Raw genomic sequence first — 22,709 nt, forward strand, 5'->3', positions numbered from 1 at the left:
GTCCCCCATGGAACTCGCATTCACGGCGGAAGAAGAAGCCTTCCGCGCCGAAGTCCGCCGCTTTCTCGCCGACGAACTGCCGCGCGACATTGCCGACAAGACCCGCTCCGGCCGCCGCTTGGGCAAGGCAGACATCGAGCGCTGGCAGGCCATCCTGAGCAGGCGCGGCTGGCTGGCGCCGCACTGGCCCGTGGCCCACGGCGGCGCCGGCTGGTCGGCGGCGCAGCGCTTCATCTTCGAGGTGGAGATGGCGATGGCCAATGCGCCTGCGCCCATCCCCTTCGGGCTGAACATGCTGGCACCGGTGTTGATTAAGTACGGCAACGAACAACAAAAGACGCACTGGCTCGGCCGCATGCTGCGCGGCGAAGACTGGTGGTGCCAGGGCTATTCCGAGCCGGGCGCGGGCTCCGACCTGGCGAATATCCGGACCACCGCTGTGCGCGACGGTGACCACTACGTCATCAACGGCCAGAAGACCTGGACCACACTGGGCCAGCACGCGAACATGATGTTCTGCCTGGTGCGCACGGAGAAATCCGCAAAGCGCCAGCAGGGCATTTCCTTCCTGCTGGTCGACCTCAGGTCTCCCGGCGTGGAAGTCCGTCCCATCATCACGCTCGACGGCGACCACGAGGTGAACGAAATCTTTTTCACCGACGTGCGCGCGCCCGTCAGCAATCTCGTGGGCGAAGAGAACCAGGGCTGGACCTACGCCAAGTACTTGCTGACCTACGAGCGCACCTCGATGGCCGCCATCGGCTCCTCGTCGGCCGCGATGGCGTCCCTGAAGGCGCTCGCCCGCCGCGAGACAAAGAAGGGAAAGCCCCTCGCCGACGACCCGCTCTTCGCGGCACGCATCGCGCGTATCGAAATAGAACTGTCAAACCTCCGCATGACTGCGATGCGGGTAGTGGCAGCGGCCACCCGGGGCGAAGTGCCGGGACCGGAGAGCTCGATGCTGAAGATTCGCGGCACCGAGGTGCGACAGCAGATCAGCGCGATGGCGAGGCGCGCAATCGGCCCCTATGCGCGCCCCGACCTATCGGAGCTGCTGGAAGACGATCCGCGTCAGTCGCCGATCGACGACCCGCTGGTACCTGCGGTCACCCCGACCTACCTGAACCTGCGCAAACTGACGATCTTCGGCGGGTCCAACGAGATCCAGCGCAACATCATTTCCAAGACCATCTTGCGGCTCTGACCATGAACTTTCAACACACCGAAACGCGCCAGATGCTGGGCGACGCGCTGAATCGCTACCTGTCAGAGCGTTATGACAGCGAAATCCGCCGCCGCAGCAGCGTGGCACCGGGCCACGACCGCGACACCTGGGCCCAGATGGTCGAGCTCGGCGCTCTCGGCGCGCTGTTCGATAGCGAAGACGGCGGCTACGGCGGCTCGGGCTTCGACATCATGGTGGTATTCGAGGCCCTGGGCGGCAGGCTCGTCGTCGAACCCCTGCTCGGCAGCCTTATGTGCGGCCGCGCGCTCGCGCTGGCCGGCCACGAGGCCCGGCACCGCGTGGTGGCAGGCGACATGCTCATCGCCTTCGCGCACCAAGAGGCGGCGGCGCGGCACGAGCTGTCGCACGTGGAGACCCGGGCGCTTGCGTCTCCAGAGGGCTGGTCGGTGAGCGGCAGCAAGTCGGTGGTGCTGGACGCTGAAGCCTGTACCCATGCCCTCGTCAGCGCGCGCGTGAGCGGCGAGGCCACTGCGCCGGCCGGCATTGCGCTCTTCATAGTGGCGCTCGATGCGCCCGGCGTCACGGTCCGTTCCTACCCGCTGATAGACGGCGGCCGCGCGGCCGAGCTCGATCTGCGCGACGTCAAGCTCGGCGCCGACGCGCTGGTGGCCGGCCCCGACCGAGGCTTCGACATAGTCGAACAGGTCGCCGGTCTGGGCATTCTTGCGCTGTGCGCCGAGGGGCTGGGGCTGATGGAATCGCTCAAGACCGCGACGGTCGAGTACCTCGGCACGCGGGTGCAGTTCGGCACCCCGATCGGCTCCAACCAGGCGCTGCAGCACCGCATGGTCGACCTGCTGATTGACATCGAGCAGGCGCGCTCGGCGGTGATCCAGGCTGCAGCCGCGCTCGAACAGGCGCGCCTGCCGCGCGAGCAGGCCTTGTCAGCCGCGAAGTACACCCTCGGCACGAGCGGCATCCGGGTGGCCGAAGAGGCCATCCAGATGCACGGCGGGATCGGCATGACGCAAGAGTTGCCGGCCGCCCAGGCCGCCAAGCGGCTGATCATGATCGATCACCAGTTGGGCGATGCCGATCATCACCTGGAGCGCTACATCGCGCTGGGCCGCGGGTTCTGAATCGTTGTGAGCGCCGCCTGGGGTTGAATCAGGCACGGGTATTCCTCGTCAATGTGATTTACTGTCCGAAATGCTCGTTCTTTCACTTGTCGCGCACGAAACCGATCTGCTCCAGCAACTGCTTTTCCCGCTGGACAGACGCGCTTGCAAACTGCCGGTACTGCGCCGAGCTCATGTACGACGGCTCCATGTAGTGCTGCGCCAACGCGCTGCGAAAACCCGGCCTCTCCATCGCCTCCTTGAAGGAATCGTGCAGCTTCTGCACAGCCGCTGCCGGTGTGTTCTTTGGCACGGCCAGCCCCCAGGCGGCAGACGGCGGCGGAAAATCGATACCCACATCCTTCAACGTCGGTACGTCCGGAAACTTCGCCATACGTTTTTCATTGAAGGTCACCAACAGGCGCAGGCGTCCGGCTTCGACCGACTGCCCCCAGCTGAGGTGTCGGCGGCGGCCATTACATGTTCGCCCATTACCGCATTCAATGCCTCGGCTGTGCCCTTGTAGGGCACGTGGTTGAACTTCACGCCCTTGATGCGGGCGATCTGCTCCATCGTGATGTGCTGCGACAGATAGGAGCCGGCCGTCGCATAGGTGAGCTGTCCCGGGTTGGCCTTGGCATAGGCGATCAAATCGTCCATGCTCTTCAGTGGCGAACTCGGTGGCACCACGATGCCGTAGACGAACTGCGTGAGGCCGATCACATACGTCAGGTCTGTGGCCGGACTCCAGTTGATAGTGCCCGTATAGGGCAGCCGAAAGAGATTCCCCGGGATCACACCCACGGTGTAGCCGTCGGCCGGTGCGCTCTGGAGTAGTTGCGCCGGCATCAAGCCAGCCGCGCCGGGCTTGTTCTCTATGATCACCGGCTGCTTGAGGATCCGGGCCGCATCCTCCGCCAGGATACGCATCGGTGTATCGGTCGAGCCGCCAGGCGGGAACCCCAGCATGATGCGGATCGGCCGCGAAGGAAATACGTCCTGGGCGAATGCCATCGAGGGGACTTCGAGCAAGGCAATGAGCGCGAGCGGCACGCCGGCGAGGATTTGTCTCTTCTTCATGGTCTTGTCTCCTTACTTGGATGAACGCGTGCGGCGGAGGAGACCGAGATCCCGGCACCGCGGCCTCGCGAGGGCTCAGCTCTTTCCCCGTTGCTGGAACGCGGCAAAGGCGCTCTTGGCCTCCGGCGAGACGAGCAAGCGCGAGAACTGCGCGTTCTCCTTCTCCATGCGCTCTTCATATCGATCGAGCTCGTCGCCGCGCATCAGCGATTTCGCGGCATGCAAGGAGGCGACAGACATTGCCGCCAGCCGTGCCGCGACGTCCGATGCATGCGGCAGCACGTCGGCCGGCGGCATCACGGCGTTGACCAAGCCCAGGGTGTGCGCCTCCTGAGCGCTGCAGGGGTCGCCGAGCATCAGCAACTCGGCTGCTCGCTGGTGGCCCAGCTTGGCCGGCAGCAGCAATGTCGACGCAAACTCGGGACAGAGGCCGAGCCGGGCAAAGGGAAATACCAGCTTCGCACCGGTGCCTGCATAGACCAGGTCGCAATGCAGGAGCATCGTTGCACCGATACCGACCGCAGGTCCGTTCACCGCCGCCACCACCGGCTTGCGCAGGCGCAGCAGGGCCTTCATAAAACGCGCGGATGGGCGTTCGCCTTGATCTGGCGCGTTGGACGCGAAGTCCCCGATGTCGTTGCCGGCACAAAATGCATCCTCGCTGCCGTGCAGGATCACGGCACGCACGGCCTCATCGCGATCAGCGTCGACGAGCGCCTCAGCCAGTGCTGCGTACATCGCGCCGGTCATGGCGTTCTTGCGCGCGGGCCGGTCAAAGCCCAGGCGAAGGACGCCGCCTTGCGCCACACGCACAATCCCGTTGCCGCCGTCCATCACCAGGCCTCCAGCCACGGACGCAGCTCTGTCTCGTGCGTCCACGCATTGCGTGGCTGCATGTGAATCTGCCAGTACGCGTCGGCGATCGCCTCGGGGCTGAGGATGCCACCCTGCTCCTTCAGCGCATAGCGTTCGGGGAAGCTGCTTCGGATGAACTCAGTGTCGATCGCGCCGTCGATCACCGGATGCGCGACGTGGATGCCTTTGGGCCAAAGTTCACGAGCCATGCTCTGGGCCAGCGCACGCAGCCCGTGCTTGGCGCCCGAAAACGCCGCATAGCCATCACGACCGCGCAGGCTGGCGGTGGCGCCCGTGAAGATGATGGTTCCCCGTCCGCGTGGCACCATGACCTTGGCGGCTTCCCGACCCATCAGAAAACCGCCGAAGCAGGCCATTTCCCAGACCTTGAAGTAGACACGCGCCGTAGTCTCCGTGATACCGAAACGGACGTTGGCACCGATGTTGAAGACCGCCACCTCGATCGGCGCGATGTCGCGCTCGATCTGCTCGACGAGCGCGACCATCTCTTCTTCCTTGCGTGCATCGCTGCCGAAGCCGTGAGCCTCGCCGCCGGCGGCCTTGATCTCGTCGACCAGCGGCACGAGCTTGTCGGCCTGGCGCCGCGTCATGCACGCGATGTAGCCTTCGCGTGCGAATCGCTTGGCGATGGCGCCGCCTGTTGCGTCCCCAGCACCGATCACGAGGATCGCCTTCTTCTGAGTCATTTGCAGTTCCTTGGTTATTTTTGAATCGATGACCAGTCACAAGCTCATGCAACCGGCCTGCGGCGGTCAGTGGCGAGGTCAGATGGCGACGGCCTTCCCGAATGGAATCCATGCGTTGCCGTCGAAGCGCTGGACCCACAGGTGGCTAAAGATTTCGTGGTCGTCCTTGCTGGTGGACAGCTCGATGCCGGGCATCAACAGCGGCGTCGTGAATTTGTCGAGGCTGTTGGCCTGCCTCATGATGTTCTCGCGCGTGAGGTCATCGCCGCAACTCCGCACGATGTGCGCGAGGACGTGTCCAGCCGTGTAGCCGGCGCCCACCAGCGCGTCCGTGGGGTTCGCATCGGGCAGCCACTTCGCGATGAACTCGCGCAGCTGCACCACGCCCGGATCCTTTTCGAACCGCGGGTCGGTCGTCGGCTTGTTGTAGATAGCACTGAGTGCGCCCCTGCCAGCCTCCGGGCCGGCAGGCCTCATGATGGCGGCCACCGACGCACTGCCGATGGGCAGGATGATCTGGGGTTTCCAGCCGATGTCGTGCGCCTTCTTCATGGACTGCACGGCGAACTTGCCATTGGCTACGGCAATGAAGACATCCGCATTGCTGGCTTTTAGGCTGACGATCTGCGAATCGACCGAAGCATCGGTGGCCTCGTAGGTGTTTTCGGCCACGATCATCGATTTAGCCTTGTCGCCCAGGCCGGCCTTGATGCCGGCCAAGTAGTCGCGGCCGAAGTCGTCGTTCTCCATCAGTACCGCAATCTTCGCGGACGGCATGTTCTCAAGGATCCAACGCGCGTAGAGGCGACCTTCGGCGAAGTAGCTCGGCATTCCGGGGATGGTCAGCGGTGCAGCGGCGGCGTCGGTCCATTTGTTCGAACCGCTCATGATCAGGAGGTGCGGGACCTTCTTGCCATTGAGATAGCGGTGGACAGCATTGCTGCTGGAGGCCCCCACTGTCTCGCAAACGAAACTGACCTCGTCCTGCTCGACAAGCCGGCGAGTGAATTCCAGCGCCTTGCCGGGGTTGAAGGCGTCGTCGTACTGGATCAGCTTGATCTGGCGGCCATTTATGCCACCTTCCGAGTTCAGCTTCTTGAAGTACGCCAGGGTGCTCTTGCCGATCGTGCCGAGGATCGAGACCGGTCCACTGAAGGGCATCGTCGAGCCGATCTTGATCTCGGTGTCGGAAACGCCAGGGCCGTATCGCTTCTGTGCAAAGACGGGAAACGGGGCGGCCAACGAGGCAATTGCGCCCAACAAGGTGGTCCTGCGGTTCAGATGGGTCAGTTTCATAGTGTCTCCTTTGACGTTGTCGAGAGGTAAAGCACACCTGCGGTGATGGGCAGGTGAACCGATGAACGGACAGCAGATCGCGGCTAGGAAGCGAGTCGTCGCTTCACCGGGGCATTCGATGGAAGAGTCCGGCGATTCCGCGTGGCTGTACAAAGACCACTATCAAGATCGCGGCGCCGAAGATGGCCCATGGCGCGGCCGTGGAGATGCGCTCGGCCAGCGGAGGTACGAATTGCACGAATGCCGCGCCGATCCACGGGCCGATCAAGCTGCCAGGCCCACCCACGACCAGCGCGACCAGCATGGTGAGCGACAGGAGCACGTTGAAGCTGTCCGGAGTGACCAGTTGTACATTGAGCGCGTAGAGTCCGCCACCGGCACACGCGCATGCAGCGCTCAACATGAATGCAATGGCTTTGCTGCCTGGCACGTCGATGCCACAACTTGATGCGGCCACCGCATGGTCCTTGAGAGCCCGCAACTCGAGACCCAGACGCGCGCGCGAAAGCCGCTGCACGCCCAACACCACCACAACCGCCAGCGCGAGTGCCACCCAATACATCCAGGTGTCCTGCCCGACCCAGGGCTCCAACCAGGCAGGCGGATGAGGCCGATCGAGTTGCAGACCCTGCGCCCCGCCGGTCCATCGCTCGACCGTCCCGTTGCGCACGAGTTGCGGCACCGCTAGCGCGATAGCGAATGTCGCCAATGCGAGATGCGTGTGCTCCAGCCGCAGGATCGGTCTACCGATGATGAAGGCGAGCGCCGAACCGATGGCGCAGGCTGCCGGCAGGGCCGCCCACCATGGCAACCCGGCATCCGTAAGCATCGCGGTTCCATACGCGCCGATCGCGAAGAAGGCGCCGTGGCCGAGTGTCGGTTGACCGGCCCAGCCTATCAGGACGTTGAGCCCGACCAAAGCGATGCCAAGGCCGATCATCTGCGTCAATTGAAAGGTCAGGAACGCCGGGACCAGCAGCGGTAGGCTGGCCGCCAGCGCGGCAACGACAATGATTCGAAGATTTGTTTTCATGAATTTCAGACGCGCTTTGCACTCGATAGGCCAATCAGCCCCCCTGGACGCAAGACCAGCATGCCAACGATCAGAACCATGGCCACGGTCAATTTGAGTTGCGTTCCGACGACGTAAGCTCCCAGCAAGTTCTCAACGATGCCAAGCACCAGGCCTCCGAGTACCGCACCGGGCACACTGGAGATGCCGCCCATCAGGCTGCCGCGAAGCCGTAGATCAGGACGCCGCTCATCATGTGCGGATCCAGGTAGAGCTGTGGCGCCACCAGCATTCCCGCCACGCCGCCCATCGCGGCCGCCAGGCCCCAGCCGATCGCAGCCATCGCCACTGTCGAGATGCCGCTTAGTCGTGCCGACCCTGGGTTTTGCGCAGCGGCACGAATGGACAAGCCGATGCGCGTGAAGCGAAAGAACATCCAGAGCATCGCCAGCAAGGTCGCGGTGACGAGGCCTACGCCCAGCTGATGACCGGAGACAAGCCCTCCCGCTACGGTTCCGGCGGGGAACGGGCTCGGGAACTGACGCACGTCGTACCCCCAGAAATAGCCGGTGAGGCTGTGAATGATCATGAACAGCCCAATGAAAGCAGCGAGCGTGGCCAGCGGCGAAGCGGCGGCAAGCCGGCTAATGACCCACCGCTCGAGCGCTGCAGCGAACACGAAAGCACCTGCGACCGTGAGCACAAAGCTCCACCAGTACGGCACGCCCGCCTGCAGCAGTGCCCAGGCGACATAGGTTGTCAAGGTCGCCATCTCGCCTTGAGCGAAGTTGATGTGGTTGGTTGTGCGATAGACGATCACCAGCGCAAGGCCCAGAAGTGCGTAGGCACATCCGGTCGTGAGGCCGGCGACGCACTGGTTCAGAAATGCTTCCATCAATGGCCTCCGAGATAAGCTGCTTTTAGCTCTGCGCTGTTGCGCAACTGCGCCGCGGGGCCGGACATCACCAGCGATCCTGCGCGCAGCACGTAAGCATCGTCGGCAAGGCTCAAAGCCACCTCGGTGTTCTGCTCGACGAGAAGGATGGCCATACGCGTTTCGGCTTGCAGGCGGCGCAGCAGGCGCATAACGTCGGCGGCCACCCGGGGCGCGAGGCCGAACGAGGGCTCGTCGAGCAAGAGCACCTTGGGATCCGCCATCAGGGCTCGCCCGATGGCAAGCATCTGCTGCTCACCGCCTGAAAGGGTGCCTCCACGCTGCCCGCGTCGCTCGGCGAGCCGCGGGAGCCAGCCATAGATGCGTTCCAGCGTCGTGGCGGCGCCTGCCGTCGAAGAGCGAGCGAAACCGCCAACCCGAAGGTTCTCGTCCACGGTCAGGTCGGTGAAAGTCCCTCGTCCCTCCGGCACGTGAGCGACACCTTGACGTGCGATCTTCTCGGTCCGCATGCCGGTGATCGACTCACCGTCCAACGTGACCGAGCCTGTGGCAGTGACCATGCCGCAGATCGCGCGCATCACCGTGGTCTTGCCCGCGCCATTCGCGCCGATCAGAGCCGTGATCTGACCTGCTCTGAGCGACAAGGTAACGTCGCGCACGACAGCCAGCCCACCATAGCCGGCCGTGACCCCCTCCGCCCTCAGCATCGGCTCCGTCGCCATCTCAGTGCTGCTCATCGTGTTCGGCTCCAAAGTAGGCCGCCTGCACGGCGGGGCTCTCACGCACTTCTTCGGGCGTTCCGTCGGCGATCAATTTTCCGAAGTCCAGAACATACAAGTGCTCGCAAAGAGACATCACAAGATTCATGTCGTGCTCCACCAGCAGCACGGCACTGCCGCGATTCTTCAAACTGCGTACACGCGTGCAGAAGTCGTCAATCTCTCCGCCGGTAAGGCCTGCCGCGGGCTCGTCCAGCAGCAGTAGCTTGGGGTTGGCCACCATCGCTCGGGCCATTTCCACCCGCTTGCGTGTGCCAAGCGAGAGAACACTGACGGGCGAGTCGCCGATGTCGCCAAGGCCGAAGTCGTCGAGTGCCGAATCCACGGTAGCCACCAAGTCCTCGTCGCGATGCATGCGTATCGCACCGCAGGTAACGTTCTCTCGCACCGACAACTGTTGGAACAGCGCGAGATTCTGAAAGGTCCGCGCCAAGCCAGCACGCGCGCGCCAATGCTGTGGGCGGCGCGATACGTCCTCACCCTGCCAGAGGATGCTTCCCCGCGTCGGGGTGATCGTTCCGGTGATCGCATTAATGGTCGTTGACTTGCCCGCGCCATTGGGACCGATCAAGCCGTAGATGCGGCCGGGCGCAATACTGATCGAGATATTCGACAGCGCATGCACGCCGCCGAAAGAAACGCTCAGCCCTCTGATCTCGAGCATTGCGCCTCCTCTTGGCTCACTGCATCCCGTGCCCCCCTTTTTGCCTGGGCTCGGCTCACCACCGCGCCAGCAGAGTGGCTTTCGTGCAGCGGGCCATCGTCGGATAAGGGATTCATGTCTTTGTCTCCTTCGAACAGCGTTCGCGCTGCTCTTTTTTTTCTAGGCGCGGGTCAGTGCGCGCGTGGTTCGTGGCTTGGCAAGAAGTCGTTACCAGTTCTCGCTCCACGGCCTGAGGTCGAGCTCGTGGGTCCAAGCCGAACGCTTCTGTCGGTGGAGATGGAGATAGTTGAGCGCAATGTCATCGGGCTTGAGGATCCGGTCTTCCGCGAGCCGCTGGTCGAGATCGGAGATGTTTTCGCGGGCGAACACGCCTTCGATCGACCCGTCGCACACAACGTGGGCAACATGGATGTTTTTCTTCCCGAGTTCACGCGCCATTGACTGCGCGACTGATCGCAATCCGCTTTTCGCGGCAGCGAATGCCGTGAAGCTTTCCTTGCCGCGCAGGCTGGCTGTTGCACCAGTGAAGATGATCGTGCCGCGCTGACGGGGCACCATGACTTTGGCTGCCTCACGCCCTGCCAAAAAGCCGGCAAAGCAAGCCATCTCCCAGACCTTCGTGAAAACTCTGGCACTCGTGTCCTCTATCGGGAATCGCACATTGGCTCCGATGTTGAACACGACGACCTCCAGCGGCCCGATATCGCACTCGATCTCCCGGAATAGCGCGACGGTTTCGTCCTCGGACCGAGCATCCACGCCCCGGGCATGCACGACGCCGCCCTGATTACGGATCTCCTGGGCGGTGGCCTCTAGTTCATCCAGATGGCGAGCCCGGCGTGTGATGACCGTCTCGAAACCCTCCAGCGCAAATGCCCTTGCGATAGCGGAACCGACCCCGTCTCCAACGCCGATCACGAGGCAGGCCTTCTTGGCATTCTTTTCCGACATGGTGTTTTTCCTTTCGACTGCGATGAAGGTCAGGTGGATGGCGCCGATGCCGAAGAAGAGAGGCCGCTCTGGCGCACGATCTCTTCTTCGACTTCGCGCAGGCGGTCCTTGCCGAAGAAGATCTCGCTTCCAACAAAAAAGTCGGACTACCGAAAGCGCCGGCTGCTACAGCAGCCTCCGTGTTGGCCATCAATTCGGACTTGATCGGCTCGGTCTTGATCAGGTCGAGCAACTGGACGGTTGGCAACCCGGCTTCGATCAGCGTTGATCCGAACACGGCGGGATCGTCCAACTTGAGTCCACGCTCCCACATGCCGGCGTAAATCGCCTCGACATACGGCACAAGCACACCAATCGACTCAGCCGCCACCGCGCCGCGCATCAACTGCAGTGTGTTGACTGGAAAATGCGGATTCGCCGTAAACATCGTGATCCCATGTCGCTGAATGAAGCGGCGCAGTTCGAGTTTGTCGTACTCGGGCTTATTCTTGATGGCGGCAAAAGCTGTCGCAGGCGATTGGTTGCCCGTGAGCTTGAAGATGCCCCCAAGAAGCACCGGCACATACTCGAACTCTGCACCGGTTCGCGCCGAGATGGCGGGAAGGACTTTGTGGCAGAGATAGGCATTGGGGCTGCCGAAATCGAAAATGAACTTGACCTTCAGCATGGTTTCTTTCATGGTGTTCAGGAGATTCTGTTGAGAGGATTCGGCCCGACTACATCAGTGAGGCACTGCATGTTTCTCGGAACAAGGATTGCCGTCGTCAGGCGTCAATCCGGATTACTTCAGCCGACGGCTCTTCGGCATAAAGCTCATCGACCAGCGCGGCACGGCGGGTCAGCACACCGCGCTGATTGACATAGCCTTTATCCGTTGTCTCGCCCGCACCTATAGAGGCAGGCGTCTGCAGAATGCGAAAGGCCGAGACGCGATAGGTCCGGCCGCCGGCATTCCGGTTGTGCGCTCGCAGTTTTTCAGCCACGCGCAAAGCGATTGCGCCGTAGACGGCAGGATCCATCGCACCATCGACAGTGCCTCCAGCGCGCTTGCGCTCGGCCGGATGCACCCACACCATCAACCGAATGTCGTCTCGATCCGGCCCGGTGACGACAAGATCCGTGACCAGGGGCTGACAGGCCTCCACCAGTGCCAGGCGCAATTCACCAGTCGCCACCCATGTGCCGTTGGTCAGTTTGAAATTCTCACTCAGGCGCCCTGCGAAGCGCAGCCCGTTCTCGGGTCTTTCAGGATCCACGAATCGCACCAGATCCCCCACACGGTAGAACTGCTCTTCGTCGAAGGCTTCGGCCGTGAGATCGGGGCGCTCGAAGTAGCCTGGCGTCACGTTCGGCCCTTTGACGCGGACTTCGTAGCTGTCCTCCATTGGCACAAGCTTGATCGTCAGCCCCGGAAAGGGCAAACCGATCTCTCCACCACCTTGGCTGGGCCAATGCGTGATCGATATGCCGGGGCCGGTCTCTGTAGTCCCGTACCCGGAGCCGAACGCGATCTGCGATCCGATCGTTCGCATTGCGAGGGCTTGCATCCGGCTCCAGACTTCCTGCGGCAAGCTAGCGCCAGCGTAGTTCATTCGCTGTAACCGCGAAAAGAAGGCTTTACGCAGGTTGTCGTCGGCTTCTAGCGCATCAGTCAGCATCTGGATGGCCGACGGCACGCTCAGCAACGTCGTGGGCCGGACATGCCGAATGTTCTCGATGGTCTTTGAAAATTCGGCGGGTGTCGGTCGCCCATCGTCGATATACAAGGTTCCGCCTTCACGTAGTACGCTATGGAGCGTGGCGTTGCCGCCGACTGTGTGATGCCAGGGCAGCCAATCGAGCGCGATGGGAAAACTGTCACTCGATACCACGAGCGCTGTTGCCTGGGTCGCACTGCACAGCATGCCCTGAGTGTTGAGAACGCCCTTCGGCGGCCCAGTCGATCCCGAAGTGAAAAGGATCTTGGCGACGGTACTGGAACTGACTGCCCTCCGCGCCTCGAAGACACCCTCGCCGGGCAGCGAGTCGTACAGGTCGCTGATCAATGGGATACCGGAGTCAACCGCGTCGGCGCACAACCAACTGGCACGTGCCAGCGCTGGCATGCCCCTGATGTCAAGGTAGCGCGCAGCATCCTGCGCAAAGACTAATCCCGGCTGAAGGACTTCGGCAATTTCGGCTAGACGCGAACGCGCCGCAGGCAGCAACGTGTAGCTGGGGGAGATCGGCGATACCGGTATGCCCACCAGCATGCCGGCGAATGTCAGCACAGCATGGTCGAATGAGGCGCCGGACAGTATGGCGATCGGAGTCTGCTCGCCAAGCCCCATATTCAACAAAGCTTGCGCAACGCCTTGCACACGTCGCCACGCCTCAGCGTAACTGAGTGCCTCCCAACGCGAACCCTTGCTCTTCTGTGCCAGGAATACACGCTCGGGCGCCGCGATCGCCCATTGCTCGAGATAGTCAATGATGTTGTTCTTGCATCCCATCAACTCGATGCGACCGCAGCAGGATGCTGCCGTCGTCGCGGCGCTGCACCAGCACCTCCTTCGGCGCAAACCAGACCTCGGACCTACTTTTCGAATGGTGACTCTCTGCAGCCGCACTCTGCCAGCCTGCGCCGTTCGGCTCTGCTCCGCTCTGGAGATTCATGCTGATTCCAAGTTAGTTCTGTAAAGTTACTGATAATTTTCTGTGGACTTAGTGTTTCAGACAAGAAGACTTTTTCACATCGGTGAAAACACGATAGGCCATTCGACTAGGTAAGTGCTAAAATAGCACTTATAAATTTCAAGAAGACATCAACAGAAAATTCAAGCTCAAGACAAGAATCACCGAACTCGTCGACATCAACCGGCCCATCATTCAAGGCGGGCAGGCACCACTGGCAGCGGCGGCGTCCAACGCTGAGGGCCTGGGGCCCATTACGGCTCACGATGGGTACGCCCGAGAAGTTGGCCGCGGAGATTCGCAAGTGCCGTGAGCTAACGGACAAGCCGTTCTGCGTCGATGTAACCGTCTTACCAACGGTGGTGCTACCCGACCATGCGGGCTTGATCAATGCACTGATTGAAGGCGGCGTTCGCGTCGTCGAGACGGCCGGAAACAACCCATCAAAATGGATGCCCTTGCTGAAAAAGCGCCAGGGTCAAGGTGATCCACAAATGCACGTCGGTTTGCCGCGCGCTGAAGGCCGAAGCCATCGGCGTCGACGCGCTGAGCATCGATGGTTTCGAATGCGGAGGCCATCCGGGAGAAGACGACATTCCCAACATGATTCTTTTGCTGCTTGTAGCGGAAGCCCTGAAAGTGCCGCTCGTCGCCTCAGGGGGCGTGGCCGACGGTCGGTTGCTGGTGGCCGCTCTGTAGCTGGAGCAGATGGCATCAATATGGGCACCCGTTTTGTCGCGACTGCGAAGCGCCGGTTCATGACAACGTCAAGCAGGCCATCCTGGCTGTCAGCGAACTCGATACGCGCCTGGTGATACGCCCACTGCATAACAACCGAGCGCGTGCTCAACACGCCGGCGTGGAGCGCATCCTTGCGAAAGAGCGAGAACTCGGATCCGCGATCCGCTTCGAAGACGTTCTGACTGAAGTGGCCGGGGCCTAGCCGCGCGTCATGTGCAAGGGTGAAATGGATGCCCGGGCCGGGAGTTGCGGATGGTCGCTGGACTCATCCACGATGTGCCGACCCTCGCAGAGTTGATGGGCCGAATCATGGCTCAGGCTGGAGATATCAGCCATGGTCGCTTGGCGTCCATGCTGATCACGCAGCGCAAGCGCGACACAAGTCGGACGATCGCTTGAGAAGATGCGGCTCGGGCGGCGGACTAGGTTGCTCCCAAGTAGGTCAGCATCCTGCCAATCGGGCCACGGAGGCTACCAGGTGCTAAAATGGAATCTTATTAGGGCGTGCGGGTAGTCGCCAAGCATAGATGCTGAAACATTGTTTCGCGCGCTTTCTGTCCGAAGGGTTGACACTATGCAATGGGACGAGTTGGACCAGCAGCCATGTTCAGTGGCAAGAACGTTGTCGGTGATCGGCGACCGCTGGACGCTGCTGATATTGCGCGATTGTTTCATGAAGGTACGTCGCTTCGACGATTTTCATACTCGGTTGAAGATCGGGCGCCCTATCCTTGCCGATCGACTCCAAAAGCTGGTGGACAACTTCGTGTTGACTAAGATGGCCTACCAGACCAACCCTGCTCGATACGAATATCGCCTGACGCAAAAAGGCCTGGAGCTCCACCCCGTGATCATGTCGATCGTGCATTGGGGCGATGTTCACATGGTCACCAAGAAAGGTCGACCGGTTTTGCACCGCCACACCTGCTGCGGAAAGCACTTCGATCCGGTGCAGGTGTGTTCGGAGTGCGGAGAAGTGCTTACAGCGAAGGAGATCGTTGTGGAGCGTGGGCCCGGCGCCGGCGTTGCAACTCACCCGAGCTCCCCACAGCGAAAGGCCGTCAGAGTCTCAAGCGCCAAGTCATCATAAGCCTTGGATCCAATTGGGAGCCTTTGATCCGAAAACTGGCTTGAAATGGAGGGCATAGACGCTGCAAATGCAGGCAGGAGTAATGCCTCCCAACGCAAATGGCCGAAAAGGCCCCGCCTGCAAGACACGATTGAGCTCGGTAAGTGACCTTGCTCGGATTCGTCTTTGCACCTTGCATGGATCGCAGGATCGCAAATCCTTCTTGTAAGAGCGTCGGCAGCCAAGGCTCCTCCGCTCCCCCCGGACAGTTATCGACAATCACTTCCCAGCCGAAATTCTTGCTTGCAGCCCGGCCGCGCGCGCAAGGCCACGTCTGCGCTCGACTCCGGGGCCCGCTGTTGAATTCCGTCGACCTCTGACTGGAGTGTGCGGATAAAAACTTGGACTGGTTTTGCACTGCCTGGCCAGAGACGCCTGCAGCCTGCGATAGCCGTAGCAGCGGTGGTTCATCTCGAAGATGTCGGCGATGCTGCGGCGCACAGCGAGGTACTTGTCTGCTGCCTTCACATAGACTTGATTGTAGAAGTACGAGCTCCGCGCCAGTTCCAACTGGGCAAGGAGCTCTGGCGGACCATAGAGCTCTTGAGGGCGTCAACCAGCAATGTCTTCTCCCGGTTGATCACGCTGAGCCCTGGCGGGGCAGATGATGCGCATCTTGAGCTCGCCGCACGTCAGTCCAAGATTTCTGCCCCACCCCGTCTGGTCAGATTGCGGCCGGATGGCTACGGGACCGTGCAGATGAAGCTTGATTCAGCGTCCGGATCGCCGCTCCCGTTGTACTTTGCGTACTGCGGGTACTTGCAAAGCGGGCGTTGCATGGCTTTGGTCCCCGGCGCTACCAAGCTATTGGTCGCCACGATTTTCTTGCTCGAAGCTTCACGCCCTTTTCGATCCAGTCGAACATGGGCCCGACCAGGTCGACCTTGTCGGCGCCCTGGCCGACACCAAGCCCGTTGGAGCAGTGATCCACACCAGGCGCTTGGTAGTACTCGACAAACTGGTCTGCGGTGGCCTGGCCGCCCGCCGATGCAATCACCTTGTTGTAGTAGTCCGTGGTGTTGTAGGGGGTGATCAGCCAGTCCGTCAGGCCATGCCAGAGCAGGAGCTTGCCCCCGTGCGCCCTGAACTGCGAAAGGTCCGGATTAATCGCATCTATCAAGCCGACGAGATAGTCGAGCCGCGATGTGTATTGCGACGGGTCAATTTTCAAGGGATCCGCGATAGCGCTCTGCGCGACGAAGTACTTAATGAAGTCGCCGCCGAGCAACGTCGGACCGAGTCCGCCCCAGGCTTGCAGGAGCGCAGGGTCGGCCGTCTCCCCTCCGAAGGGAAACCCCGGCCATGTGTAGCGGCCTCCTGCCACGCTGGTAGGCTCGTACATCGTCTTGGCGGATTCCAACTGGGCATCCGTCAGGCACGAATCCGACTCAGCGCTTGTGCACTTGAGCGCGGCCACGTCAAACGTGCAAAGGTCGGGCCGCCCGATGATATTGTCTTTGAGCCCGTCGAGTCCATCGCACTGGACCATCACAGCATTGGCAATGGTCTGAACCTTCGCTTTGCTCAGGGCCGCACCAGGTTTGGCTAACTGCTTCATCTGCTTTTGGTAGTAGAGGAACTGCGGCGTGTAGGCATTCGCGGGTGCGCGCGAAATGACCCCGTCGAATGCGTCTGGATATCGCTGAGCCTGGATCAAGCCTTGACGTCCGCCGCCGGAACAACCTTCGTACACTATCTTCGCACTCGCGACTTCCGCGCTGCCCAGCCGGGCCTTCATGATCGCCTTTGCCGAAGGAAGCACTCGTGCCACCGCCAGGTACGCGTAATCGTTGAGCATGTCGGCATCCAGGGCGAAACCTCCCCCTGGACCCGGCCCGGTGTGTCCGTGATTCGTCGCGATCGTGGCATAGCCCCCTTCGGCCACGCCCGGGCTGTACGCGCTGGCGGTTATCACTCCATCGAATCCGCCGCCACCCATGAAGACGGTTCGATGGTTCCACACCGTTGGCATCCTGACTTCGAGGCCAGATCCTTGGGCATCTCGCCGCGTACAAGGCAGTTCTCGGGCATCGCTCCCGCGGTCGGAAAAAACTGCGCCTTGGCAACGACTGCACCTTCGAAAGTCTGGCCCTGCAATTCCTTGCACGCGGCCTCGGCCGACTTGGCCACCACTGGCGCCGCAGGAGCTGCACCCGAAGAACCGCCGCCGCAAGCAACCAACAAAAGGGGTGCCGCCAGCAAGAGCGCGGCCGCCTTCTTCAGAGGGCGTCCAGGGTCCGATTTGCTTGCACGATGTGCTGTGGCGGCGGCGGCCCCTGGCCAAGCGCGAGAGGGCCTATCCAGATTGATCATTTCTGTCTCCAATAGCTCGTTTTAAGAATGGGCAGGCGCCTGCTTGCCCGAGCGAAACGGGTCACCCCTCGGGGCGTGACCTCGACTTAGATTTCCGGATCGAACAAGACCCTGCCGTACGCGAGCACGCTGACCCGCCCATTCGCGTCCTTCATCGAACCCTCCAGTTCGAGAACGCTTCCGTTCTTCCGGCGGGCGGCGGCCGATGTGGATGTCACGACCCACGCCAGGGTCACGGTCTCAGTTGCGAATACGGGATACAGCAGATCGACCGAAAAGCTCATGCCCAGGACATGGCCCCTCTTGGCGAAGTGAGACCCGACCAAGCCCATCAAGAGTGAGGTCGTATGCGCCCCGCTCGCAATCAGTCCACCGAAACGCGTGCTGTGTGCGAAGTCTGAGTCGTTGTGCAGCGGGTTCTCGTCCCCCGCTGCCCGTGCAAACGTGCGAACCTGCTCGTCATCGAAGCGATGGACGCGCGAGAAGCAGTACCCAGCCTGGATCGCGGGGCCCATCGCCGGCATGCACTCAATCATGAGTTGCCAACCTGGTGATGGCTTCCGTGCTTCCCGCTTCCTGGCGCAATCGGAACTTCTGGATTTTTCCGGTGGCGGTCTTGGGGAGGCTTGTGAACACCACGCGGCGCGGACATTTGAAGTGGGCCAGGCGTTCGCGGCAGAAATTCAATATCTCCTCTTCGGTCGTGCTGCAACGCCGGCTCGCAGTTCAATGAAGACGCAAGGGACTTCGCCCCATTTCGGGTCTGGCTGAGCGACCACGGCGGCGTGCAGCACCGCTGGATGTCCATGAATCACGTCTTCGACTTCGACGGACGAGATGTTCTCTCCGCCCGAGATGATCACGTCCTTCGAACGGTCGGTGATCTGGGCATAGCCGTTCTCATGGAGCACCGCGACGTCGCCGGTGCGGAACCAGCCGCCCGCGAGTGCCTTGCGCGTGGCCGCTTCGTTCTTGAAGTAGCCCATCATCACCGTGTTTCCGCGCAGCATCAATTCACCGACGGTCTTGCCGTCCCGAGGAACAGGATCGAGCGTGTCCGCGTCGCCGACCATGAGGCCTTCGAACATGGCGGCCCTCGCGCCCTGCCTCACCCTGAGCTTGCCTTGATCGGCCGGCGGAAGATCGTCCCACCCGTCCTGCCAGACGCAGCTCACTGGCGTGCCGGACACCTCGGTGATGCCGAAGACATGCTCGACGTCGAAGCCCATGGCCAGCACCGCGTCCAGCACGGCGATCGGAGGCGGCGATCCTGCGGTCAAGACGCGTACCGGCCGGCTCAACCGGGTGTGCCGCGAAGAGTCTGCCAGCATGGCCATGACAATCGGTGCGGCACAGAGATGATCGACCTGGTGCACATCGATCGCCTGCAGCACCGCTTCGGCGGACACCCGGCGCAGGCAGACATGCGTGCCGGCTGCTGCCGTGATGGCCCACGTGAAGCACCAGCCGTTCGCGTGGAACATGGGCAGCGTCCACAGATACGTCGGTGCCCGGGGAACGGCCCAGTTCGTGTTCTGGAGCAGGCTCATCAGGTAAGTGCCGCGGTGGCTGACGACCACGCCCTTGGGATCGCCCGTCGTTCCAGAGGTGTAGTTCAGGGCGATCGGCTGCCACTCGTCGGATGGCCAGCGGCCCGCGAAGTTCGGATCGCCGCTCGCCAGCAGCGATTCGTAGTCGGTTTCGCCAATGCACTCACCGGGCGGCGCCAGATGATCTTCGATATCGATCACCGAGGGCGGATGGTCGAGCTTCTTCAGCGCCGCGGCGACGACTGCGGAGAACTCGCGATCGACCAGCAGCAGCCTGCACTCGCCGTGCCGCAGGATGAACGCGATTCCCTCCGCGTCCAATCGGTGATTGATGGCGTTGAGGACCGCACCGGCCAGCGGCACGCCGAAATGCGCTTCCAGCATAGCCGGTGTATTGGGGGCGAGGACGGAGACGGTATCGCCCGGTTCGATGCCTCGCGCGACGAGTGCCGAGGCGAGGCGATAGCAGCGCTCGCGTGTCTGCTCCCACGTCCGCGTCAGATCACCATGCACCACCGCCACGCGCTTCGGATGTACCAGCGCGGCACGATCCAGGAAGCCAAGCGGCGTCAGTGGCACATGGTTCGCTTCGCAGCGATCAAGGCCGGTTCCATAGGACTTCGCGCTCATGGTCTTGTCTCCTTGGCTGTGTGGTGAAACGTGGTGAAGGTGGACACGGGCTCGCGCTCGGTGACGAGCGAGTTCTCGACGGAGGCAGAGTCGACATAGCCAAGGCTCATTCCGCACACGAGCATCTGCCCGACGGGAATCCCCAGGAAGTCGGCGATCTGGCGGTGGAACTTGAGGAAGGCCGCTTGGGGGCAGGTGTGGAGATTCCGCGCCCTCGCGGCGATCATCACGCTCTGCAGGAACATGCCGTAGTCCAGCAGGCTTCCTTCGGCGAGCTCCCGATCCACGGTGAAGAAGAGACCGACGGGTGCGTCGAAGAATCGGTAGTTGCGCCCATGCTGTTTGTGCATGCGCTCTTTGTCACCCTTGGCTATTCCCAACAGGCCATACAGGTCCCATCCCACTTTTCGGCGCCGTTCGAGATACGGGGAAAACCATTCGCGCGGGTAGTAGTCGTAGGGCTCCTGAAGATCCCGAGAACCTTCCGGGCTGTCATCGAGCTCGGCCAGCGCCGCGGACAGCTTCGTCTTCGCCTCGCCGGTCAACACATGCACGCGCCACGGTTGCATGTTCATGCCGGAGGCGCTGTAGCGCGCCGTCGAAAGAATGGCTTCGATCTCCTCGGAAGGCACGGGCGTGGGCAAGAAAGCCCGTACGCTGCGCCGACTGGAGATGGCCCAATCCACGGCTTCTCTCAGGACTTCTGCGCTCAACGCGGGCGCGGTCACTCGGTTCATTCGGAAAATCCTTGTCTTACTTGGGAGCCATCCGGATCGCACCGTCGAGACGAATCACCTCGCCGTTGAGGTACTGGTTTTCGATGATGTGCAGCACCAGGCCCGCGAACTCGTCCGGACGACCCAAGCGCGGAGGGAAAGGCACCATCTGCCCAAGCGCTTGCTGCACCTCAGCCGGCATGGCCGAAAGCATCGGCGTCTGCATGATCCCCGGCGCCACGGCCACCACCCGAATGCCCACGCGCGAGAGTTCTCTTGCAACGGGCAAAGTCATGGCGGCAATCCCTCCTTTGGAGGCGGCATATCCCGCCTGGCCAATCTGGCCATCGAAGGCGGCAACCGATGCCGTGTTGACGATCACGCCGCGCTCGCCGTCTTCTGCGGCGCCGTTCTTCGCGATCTCCGCGGCCGCCAGCCGCAGCACATTGAAGGTGCCGACCAGATTGATCTGGATCGTGCGCGCGAAGGCATCCAGATCATGCGGACGCTCGCGCCCCAGCACCTTCTCCGCGGGCGCAACCCCCGCACAGTTGACGACGCCGTGGAGATCGCCGAAGGCTTCGCGGAAAAGACGCAGCGCATTCTCGACATCGGCCGCGGCCGTGACGTCGGCCCGGACTGCAATGGACCGATCTCCCAGCTCATCGCAAAGGGCTTGCGCCGCGGCAATGTCCCGGTCCAGAAGAAGAACGGACGCTCCCGCCCCCGCCAGCGCCGAGCCGTCGCTGCGCCCAGGCCGGAACCTGCACCCGTGACGACAAAACCACGATCTCTTGCTTGCATTCTTGTCTCCTTCGCGCCTGCTCACCGGCAGGCGCTTTGTCGGTTCACTCTATCCACCGTGCGCCTGCGCGGCCATGTCCGATCACGTCAGCACCGTGGGGCGTACGGACACCCCCAGGAACCGGACGAAACCGCCCTTCCTTCGACGCGGGCTTTGCTTGCTAGCTGGCCAATGCGTTGACGGCTCTGGTGCGCGTCGAATCGGCTCGCGATTGATTCACGAACGTGACGGCGATAGCCCCGAGAAGCCCGGCAACCGCGATCGCCATGAAGTTCTGCTCCATGGGAAGCTTCAGGGAGACAAGCCAGCCGATCAGAACCGGCGCAACGATGGCGCCGATGCGGCCAACGCCGGATGCGAAGCCCACACCCGTTGACCGTGTCGCAGGCGAATAGAAATCGCCGGCGTATGCATAGGCCAGGAGCTGCGTGCCCAATGTGGAAGCACCAACGATGAACACGGCCAGGAACAGCAGTTCAGTCGACTTCGTATACGCGAGTGCGGTCAGCGATATGGCCCCTACGGCATAGAAGCCGATCAGAACGTGTTTGATGTTGAACTTGTCGCTCAATAGGCCTCCGCCGACCGCGCCAACAATGGCACCGACGTTGAACACGATCACGAAGTTCAAGGCCGAGCCGAGGCTGTACCCTGCCATGGCCATCAGTTTGGTGAGCCATGAGTTCAGTGCGTAGACCATGAAAAGTCCCGTCATGAATGCGATCCAGATCATCACGGTGCTGAGCCCGCGGCCTTCCTCGAACAGGCTGCGTATGGGGGCTGCGCGCACCTTGTCGGCGGGCGATCCTCCGTAGATGGCGTCTGTTGCATGCACCTGCTCGGGAGCAATCCTTACCGCCATCGCCCTGAGCTGCCGTTGGTCACCCTTCTTGACGAGGAACGACAGCGACTCCGGCATCGTCTTGAGGATGAGCGGGATCAGAAGCACAGGAAGTCCCGCCACGTAGAACACCCACTGCCACCCGTAGCCTTCGATCAGTTGCTTGGCGGTCAGGGCGACAAGAATGCCGCCCACCGAATAGCCGGCAAACACCAGGGTCACCAGGCGTGTGCGCAGATTCGATGGGGCGAACTCGCCCATCTGCGCTGTCACGATGGGGAGCACGCCTCCGATGCCCAGGCCGGCGATGAAGCGAGCGACGCTGAAGCCGATCGGGTCGTGCGTCAAACCGGCCGCAGCGGTGAAAAGGCTGAAGAGCGCCACGCACGCCGCAATCATGCGTGGACGCCCGATTCGATCCGCCAAGGTGCCAAGAAAGATGGCCCCCAGCATCGTGCCAAGCAACGCGGACCCGGCCATGACGCCAGCGCTTGTGGCATCGACCCCCATGTCTTTCATGATCGACGGGAGCGCTGCACCGACGACGGCCAGGTCGTAGCCGTCGATGATGAGGATCAGCACGCACCAGAAAAGGACGAGCCCGTGGAATCCATTGAAGCGCGATCGGCCCGCCAAGGCGTGCACATCGACCTGTTGCATGTTGTCTCCTGTCGTTGATATTCGTCGCTTTGTGCGGCGTCGACCGGAGGTTATTTCTGCAGCGGTTCGATGCCCATGCCCAAGGGCCTCGATACGAGCGGGGCGTCA

At 62.1% G+C, this 22,709-nt stretch carries 20 protein-coding genes and 5 pseudogenes; 4 read left to right on the forward strand and 21 right to left on the reverse strand.

Translation table 11 applies throughout. The annotated features are described in order from the left end of the window. Window positions 1-7 precede the first annotated feature (7 nt). Together BMG07_RS07965 and BMG07_RS07970 are read left to right on the forward strand one after the other, a co-directional pair. Window positions 8-1,204 (forward strand): acyl-CoA dehydrogenase family protein, encoded by a 1,197-nt coding sequence (locus BMG07_RS07965; RefSeq protein ID WP_198084090.1) that lies wholly within the window; start codon window positions 8-10, stop codon window positions 1,202-1,204. 2 nt (window positions 1,205-1,206) lie between these two features. Then, window positions 1,207-2,325 carry an acyl-CoA dehydrogenase family protein gene (locus BMG07_RS07970; protein WP_198084091.1) on the forward strand — a complete coding sequence of 373 codons (1,119 nt, stop codon included), beginning with the start codon at window positions 1,207-1,209 and terminating at the stop codon, window positions 2,323-2,325. Window positions 2,326-2,407: 82 nt separating this feature from the next. Here the strand turns inward: BMG07_RS07970 and BMG07_RS07975 are convergent. The 13 genes and pseudogenes from BMG07_RS07975 to BMG07_RS08030 all read right to left on the reverse strand — a co-directional run bounded on the left by BMG07_RS07975 (window position 2,408) and on the right by BMG07_RS08030 (window position 13,198). After that, window positions 2,408-3,384, reverse strand: a pseudogene (locus BMG07_RS07975) (tripartite tricarboxylate transporter substrate binding protein). 75 nt (window positions 3,385-3,459) lie between these two features. Continuing rightward, complete coding sequence (locus BMG07_RS07980; protein WP_198084092.1) at window positions 3,460-4,218, reverse strand: enoyl-CoA hydratase; 759 nt, start codon at window positions 4,216-4,218, stop codon at window positions 3,460-3,462. Then, window positions 4,218-4,946 carry an SDR family oxidoreductase gene (locus BMG07_RS07985; RefSeq protein WP_198084093.1) on the reverse strand — a complete coding sequence of 243 codons (729 nt, stop codon included), beginning with the start codon at window positions 4,944-4,946 and terminating at the stop codon, window positions 4,218-4,220. The genes BMG07_RS07980 and BMG07_RS07985 overlap by 1 nt, the downstream gene beginning before the upstream one ends. Window positions 4,947-5,024: 78 nt before the next feature. Next, window positions 5,025-6,242 (reverse strand): ABC transporter substrate-binding protein, encoded by a 1,218-nt coding sequence (locus BMG07_RS07990; RefSeq protein ID WP_198084094.1) that lies wholly within the window; start codon window positions 6,240-6,242, stop codon window positions 5,025-5,027. A gap of 103 nt (window positions 6,243-6,345) precedes the next feature. Further along, a complete protein-coding gene (locus BMG07_RS07995) occupies window positions 6,346-7,275 on the reverse strand; it encodes a branched-chain amino acid ABC transporter permease (RefSeq protein WP_198084095.1) in 930 nt (309 codons plus the stop codon). Between the two features lie 5 nt (window positions 7,276-7,280). Next, window positions 7,281-7,469 carry a hypothetical protein gene (locus tag BMG07_RS44040; protein WP_307866901.1) on the reverse strand — a complete coding sequence of 63 codons (189 nt, stop codon included), beginning with the start codon at window positions 7,467-7,469 and terminating at the stop codon, window positions 7,281-7,283. Then, window positions 7,469-8,149 (reverse strand): branched-chain amino acid ABC transporter permease, encoded by a 681-nt coding sequence (locus tag BMG07_RS08000; protein WP_307866902.1) that lies wholly within the window; start codon window positions 8,147-8,149, stop codon window positions 7,469-7,471. The genes BMG07_RS44040 and BMG07_RS08000 overlap by 1 nt, the downstream gene beginning before the upstream one ends. Beyond that, window positions 8,149-8,886, reverse strand: a complete 738-nt coding sequence (locus tag BMG07_RS08005) for an ABC transporter ATP-binding protein (protein WP_269758758.1) — start codon at window positions 8,884-8,886, stop codon at window positions 8,149-8,151. The genes BMG07_RS08000 and BMG07_RS08005 overlap by 1 nt, the downstream gene beginning before the upstream one ends. After that, window positions 8,873-9,592, reverse strand: a complete 720-nt coding sequence (locus tag BMG07_RS08010) for an ABC transporter ATP-binding protein (RefSeq protein WP_198084096.1) — start codon at window positions 9,590-9,592, stop codon at window positions 8,873-8,875. Before BMG07_RS08010 ends, BMG07_RS08005 begins: the two co-directional genes overlap by 14 nt. Window positions 9,593-9,799: 207 nt before the next feature. Beyond that, a complete protein-coding gene (locus tag BMG07_RS08015) occupies window positions 9,800-10,510 on the reverse strand; it encodes an SDR family NAD(P)-dependent oxidoreductase (RefSeq protein ID WP_307866903.1) in 711 nt (236 codons plus the stop codon). Continuing rightward, window positions 10,410-11,222: a 2-hydroxychromene-2-carboxylate isomerase gene (locus BMG07_RS08020; protein WP_307866904.1), complete on the reverse strand. Its 813-nt coding sequence runs from the start codon at window positions 11,220-11,222 to the stop codon at window positions 10,410-10,412. The genes BMG07_RS08015 and BMG07_RS08020 overlap by 101 nt, the downstream gene beginning before the upstream one ends. 85 nt (window positions 11,223-11,307) lie before the next feature. Next, a complete protein-coding gene (locus tag BMG07_RS08025) occupies window positions 11,308-13,035 on the reverse strand; it encodes an AMP-binding protein (RefSeq protein ID WP_198084098.1) in 1,728 nt (575 codons plus the stop codon). Then, entirely contained in the window at window positions 13,010-13,198 is a 189-nt protein-coding gene (locus BMG07_RS08030; protein WP_198084099.1) for a hypothetical protein, read from the reverse strand. The genes BMG07_RS08025 and BMG07_RS08030 overlap by 26 nt, the downstream gene beginning before the upstream one ends. 148 nt (window positions 13,199-13,346) lie before the next feature. On the opposite strand from BMG07_RS08030, the pseudogene BMG07_RS08035 reads away from it, so the two are divergent. Next, window positions 13,347-14,356, forward strand: a pseudogene (locus BMG07_RS08035) (NAD(P)H-dependent flavin oxidoreductase). Between the two features lie 175 nt (window positions 14,357-14,531). Beyond that, window positions 14,532-15,047, forward strand: coding sequence for a helix-turn-helix domain-containing protein (locus BMG07_RS08040; protein WP_198084100.1), 516 nt, complete (start codon window positions 14,532-14,534; stop codon window positions 15,045-15,047). A gap of 396 nt (window positions 15,048-15,443) precedes the next feature. Here BMG07_RS08040 and BMG07_RS08045 read toward each other — a convergent pair. The 8 genes and pseudogenes from BMG07_RS08045 to BMG07_RS08075 form a co-directional block, all read right to left on the reverse strand. Beyond that, window positions 15,444-15,664, reverse strand: a pseudogene (locus BMG07_RS08045) (IS3 family transposase); the annotation flags it as partial. Window positions 15,665-15,882: 218 nt separating this feature from the next. Next, a complete protein-coding gene (locus BMG07_RS08050; protein ID WP_307866905.1) occupies window positions 15,883-17,058 on the reverse strand; it encodes a tannase/feruloyl esterase family alpha/beta hydrolase in 1,176 nt (391 codons plus the stop codon). Then, the gene (locus tag BMG07_RS41740) at window positions 16,998-17,399 is read right to left on the reverse strand and encodes a hypothetical protein (protein ID WP_269758761.1); all 402 of its coding nucleotides are present in this window, start codon (window positions 17,397-17,399) and stop codon (window positions 16,998-17,000) included. The genes BMG07_RS08050 and BMG07_RS41740 overlap by 61 nt, the downstream gene beginning before the upstream one ends. 86 nt (window positions 17,400-17,485) lie before the next feature. Further along, window positions 17,486-17,935 (reverse strand): MaoC/PaaZ C-terminal domain-containing protein, encoded by a 450-nt coding sequence (locus BMG07_RS08055; protein ID WP_198084101.1) that lies wholly within the window; start codon window positions 17,933-17,935, stop codon window positions 17,486-17,488. Next, a pseudogene (locus BMG07_RS08060) lies at window positions 17,928-19,579 on the reverse strand (AMP-binding protein). Before BMG07_RS08060 ends, BMG07_RS08055 begins: the two are co-directional and overlap by 8 nt. Beyond that, window positions 19,576-20,316 (reverse strand): nitroreductase, encoded by a 741-nt coding sequence (locus BMG07_RS08065; protein WP_198084102.1) that lies wholly within the window; start codon window positions 20,314-20,316, stop codon window positions 19,576-19,578. Before BMG07_RS08065 ends, BMG07_RS08060 begins: the two are co-directional and overlap by 4 nt. A 16-nt stretch (window positions 20,317-20,332) precedes the next feature. Beyond that, window positions 20,333-21,099: pseudogene (locus BMG07_RS08070) on the reverse strand (SDR family NAD(P)-dependent oxidoreductase). Between the two features lie 161 nt (window positions 21,100-21,260). After that, a complete protein-coding gene (locus BMG07_RS08075) occupies window positions 21,261-22,601 on the reverse strand; it encodes an MFS transporter (protein WP_198084103.1) in 1,341 nt (446 codons plus the stop codon). Window positions 22,602-22,709: the final 108 nt, after the last annotated feature.

Origin of the sequence: Variovorax sp. E3, from assembly GCF_016082275.1 — a bacterium.
Classification (GTDB): Bacteria; Pseudomonadota; Gammaproteobacteria; order Burkholderiales; family Burkholderiaceae_C; genus Variovorax.

What these genes read in the sequence shown, in the direction of transcription:
- BMG07_RS07965 (WP_198084090.1), top strand. Translation starts at nt 8, where the DNA reads ATGGAACTCGCATTCACGGCGGAAGAAGAAGCCTTCCGCGCCGAAGTC.
- BMG07_RS07970 (WP_198084091.1), top strand. Translation starts at nt 1,207, where the DNA reads ATGAACTTTCAACACACCGAAACGCGCCAGATGCTGGGCGACGCGCTG.
- BMG07_RS07980 (WP_198084092.1), bottom strand. Translation starts at nt 4,218, where the DNA reads ATGGACGGCGGCAACGGGATTGTGCGTGTGGCGCAAGGCGGCGTCCTT.
- BMG07_RS07985 (WP_198084093.1), bottom strand. Translation starts at nt 4,946, where the DNA reads ATGACTCAGAAGAAGGCGATCCTCGTGATCGGTGCTGGGGACGCAACA.
- BMG07_RS07990 (WP_198084094.1), bottom strand. Translation starts at nt 6,242, where the DNA reads ATGAAACTGACCCATCTGAACCGCAGGACCACCTTGTTGGGCGCAATT.
- BMG07_RS07995 (WP_198084095.1), bottom strand. Translation starts at nt 7,275, where the DNA reads ATGAAAACAAATCTTCGAATCATTGTCGTTGCCGCGCTGGCGGCCAGC.
- BMG07_RS44040 (WP_307866901.1), bottom strand. Translation starts at nt 7,469, where the DNA reads ATGGGCGGCATCTCCAGTGTGCCCGGTGCGGTACTCGGAGGCCTGGTG.
- BMG07_RS08000 (WP_307866902.1), bottom strand. Translation starts at nt 8,149, where the DNA reads ATGGAAGCATTTCTGAACCAGTGCGTCGCCGGCCTCACGACCGGATGT.
- BMG07_RS08005 (WP_269758758.1), bottom strand. Translation starts at nt 8,886, where the DNA reads ATGAGCAGCACTGAGATGGCGACGGAGCCGATGCTGAGGGCGGAGGGG.
- BMG07_RS08010 (WP_198084096.1), bottom strand. Translation starts at nt 9,592, where the DNA reads ATGCTCGAGATCAGAGGGCTGAGCGTTTCTTTCGGCGGCGTGCATGCG.
- BMG07_RS08020 (WP_307866904.1), bottom strand. Translation starts at nt 11,222, where the DNA reads ATGAAAGAAACCATGCTGAAGGTCAAGTTCATTTTCGATTTCGGCAGC.
- BMG07_RS08025 (WP_198084098.1), bottom strand. Translation starts at nt 13,035, where the DNA reads ATGGGATGCAAGAACAACATCATTGACTATCTCGAGCAATGGGCGATC.
- BMG07_RS08030 (WP_198084099.1), bottom strand. Translation starts at nt 13,198, where the DNA reads ATGAATCTCCAGAGCGGAGCAGAGCCGAACGGCGCAGGCTGGCAGAGT.
- BMG07_RS08040 (WP_198084100.1), top strand. Translation starts at nt 14,532, where the DNA reads ATGCAATGGGACGAGTTGGACCAGCAGCCATGTTCAGTGGCAAGAACG.
- BMG07_RS08050 (WP_307866905.1), bottom strand. Translation starts at nt 17,058, where the DNA reads ATGCCAACGGTGTGGAACCATCGAACCGTCTTCATGGGTGGCGGCGGA.
- BMG07_RS41740 (WP_269758761.1), bottom strand. Translation starts at nt 17,399, where the DNA reads ATGATCAATCTGGATAGGCCCTCTCGCGCTTGGCCAGGGGCCGCCGCC.
- BMG07_RS08055 (WP_198084101.1), bottom strand. Translation starts at nt 17,935, where the DNA reads ATGATTGAGTGCATGCCGGCGATGGGCCCCGCGATCCAGGCTGGGTAC.
- BMG07_RS08065 (WP_198084102.1), bottom strand. Translation starts at nt 20,316, where the DNA reads ATGAACCGAGTGACCGCGCCCGCGTTGAGCGCAGAAGTCCTGAGAGAA.
- BMG07_RS08075 (WP_198084103.1), bottom strand. Translation starts at nt 22,601, where the DNA reads ATGCAACAGGTCGATGTGCACGCCTTGGCGGGCCGATCGCGCTTCAAT.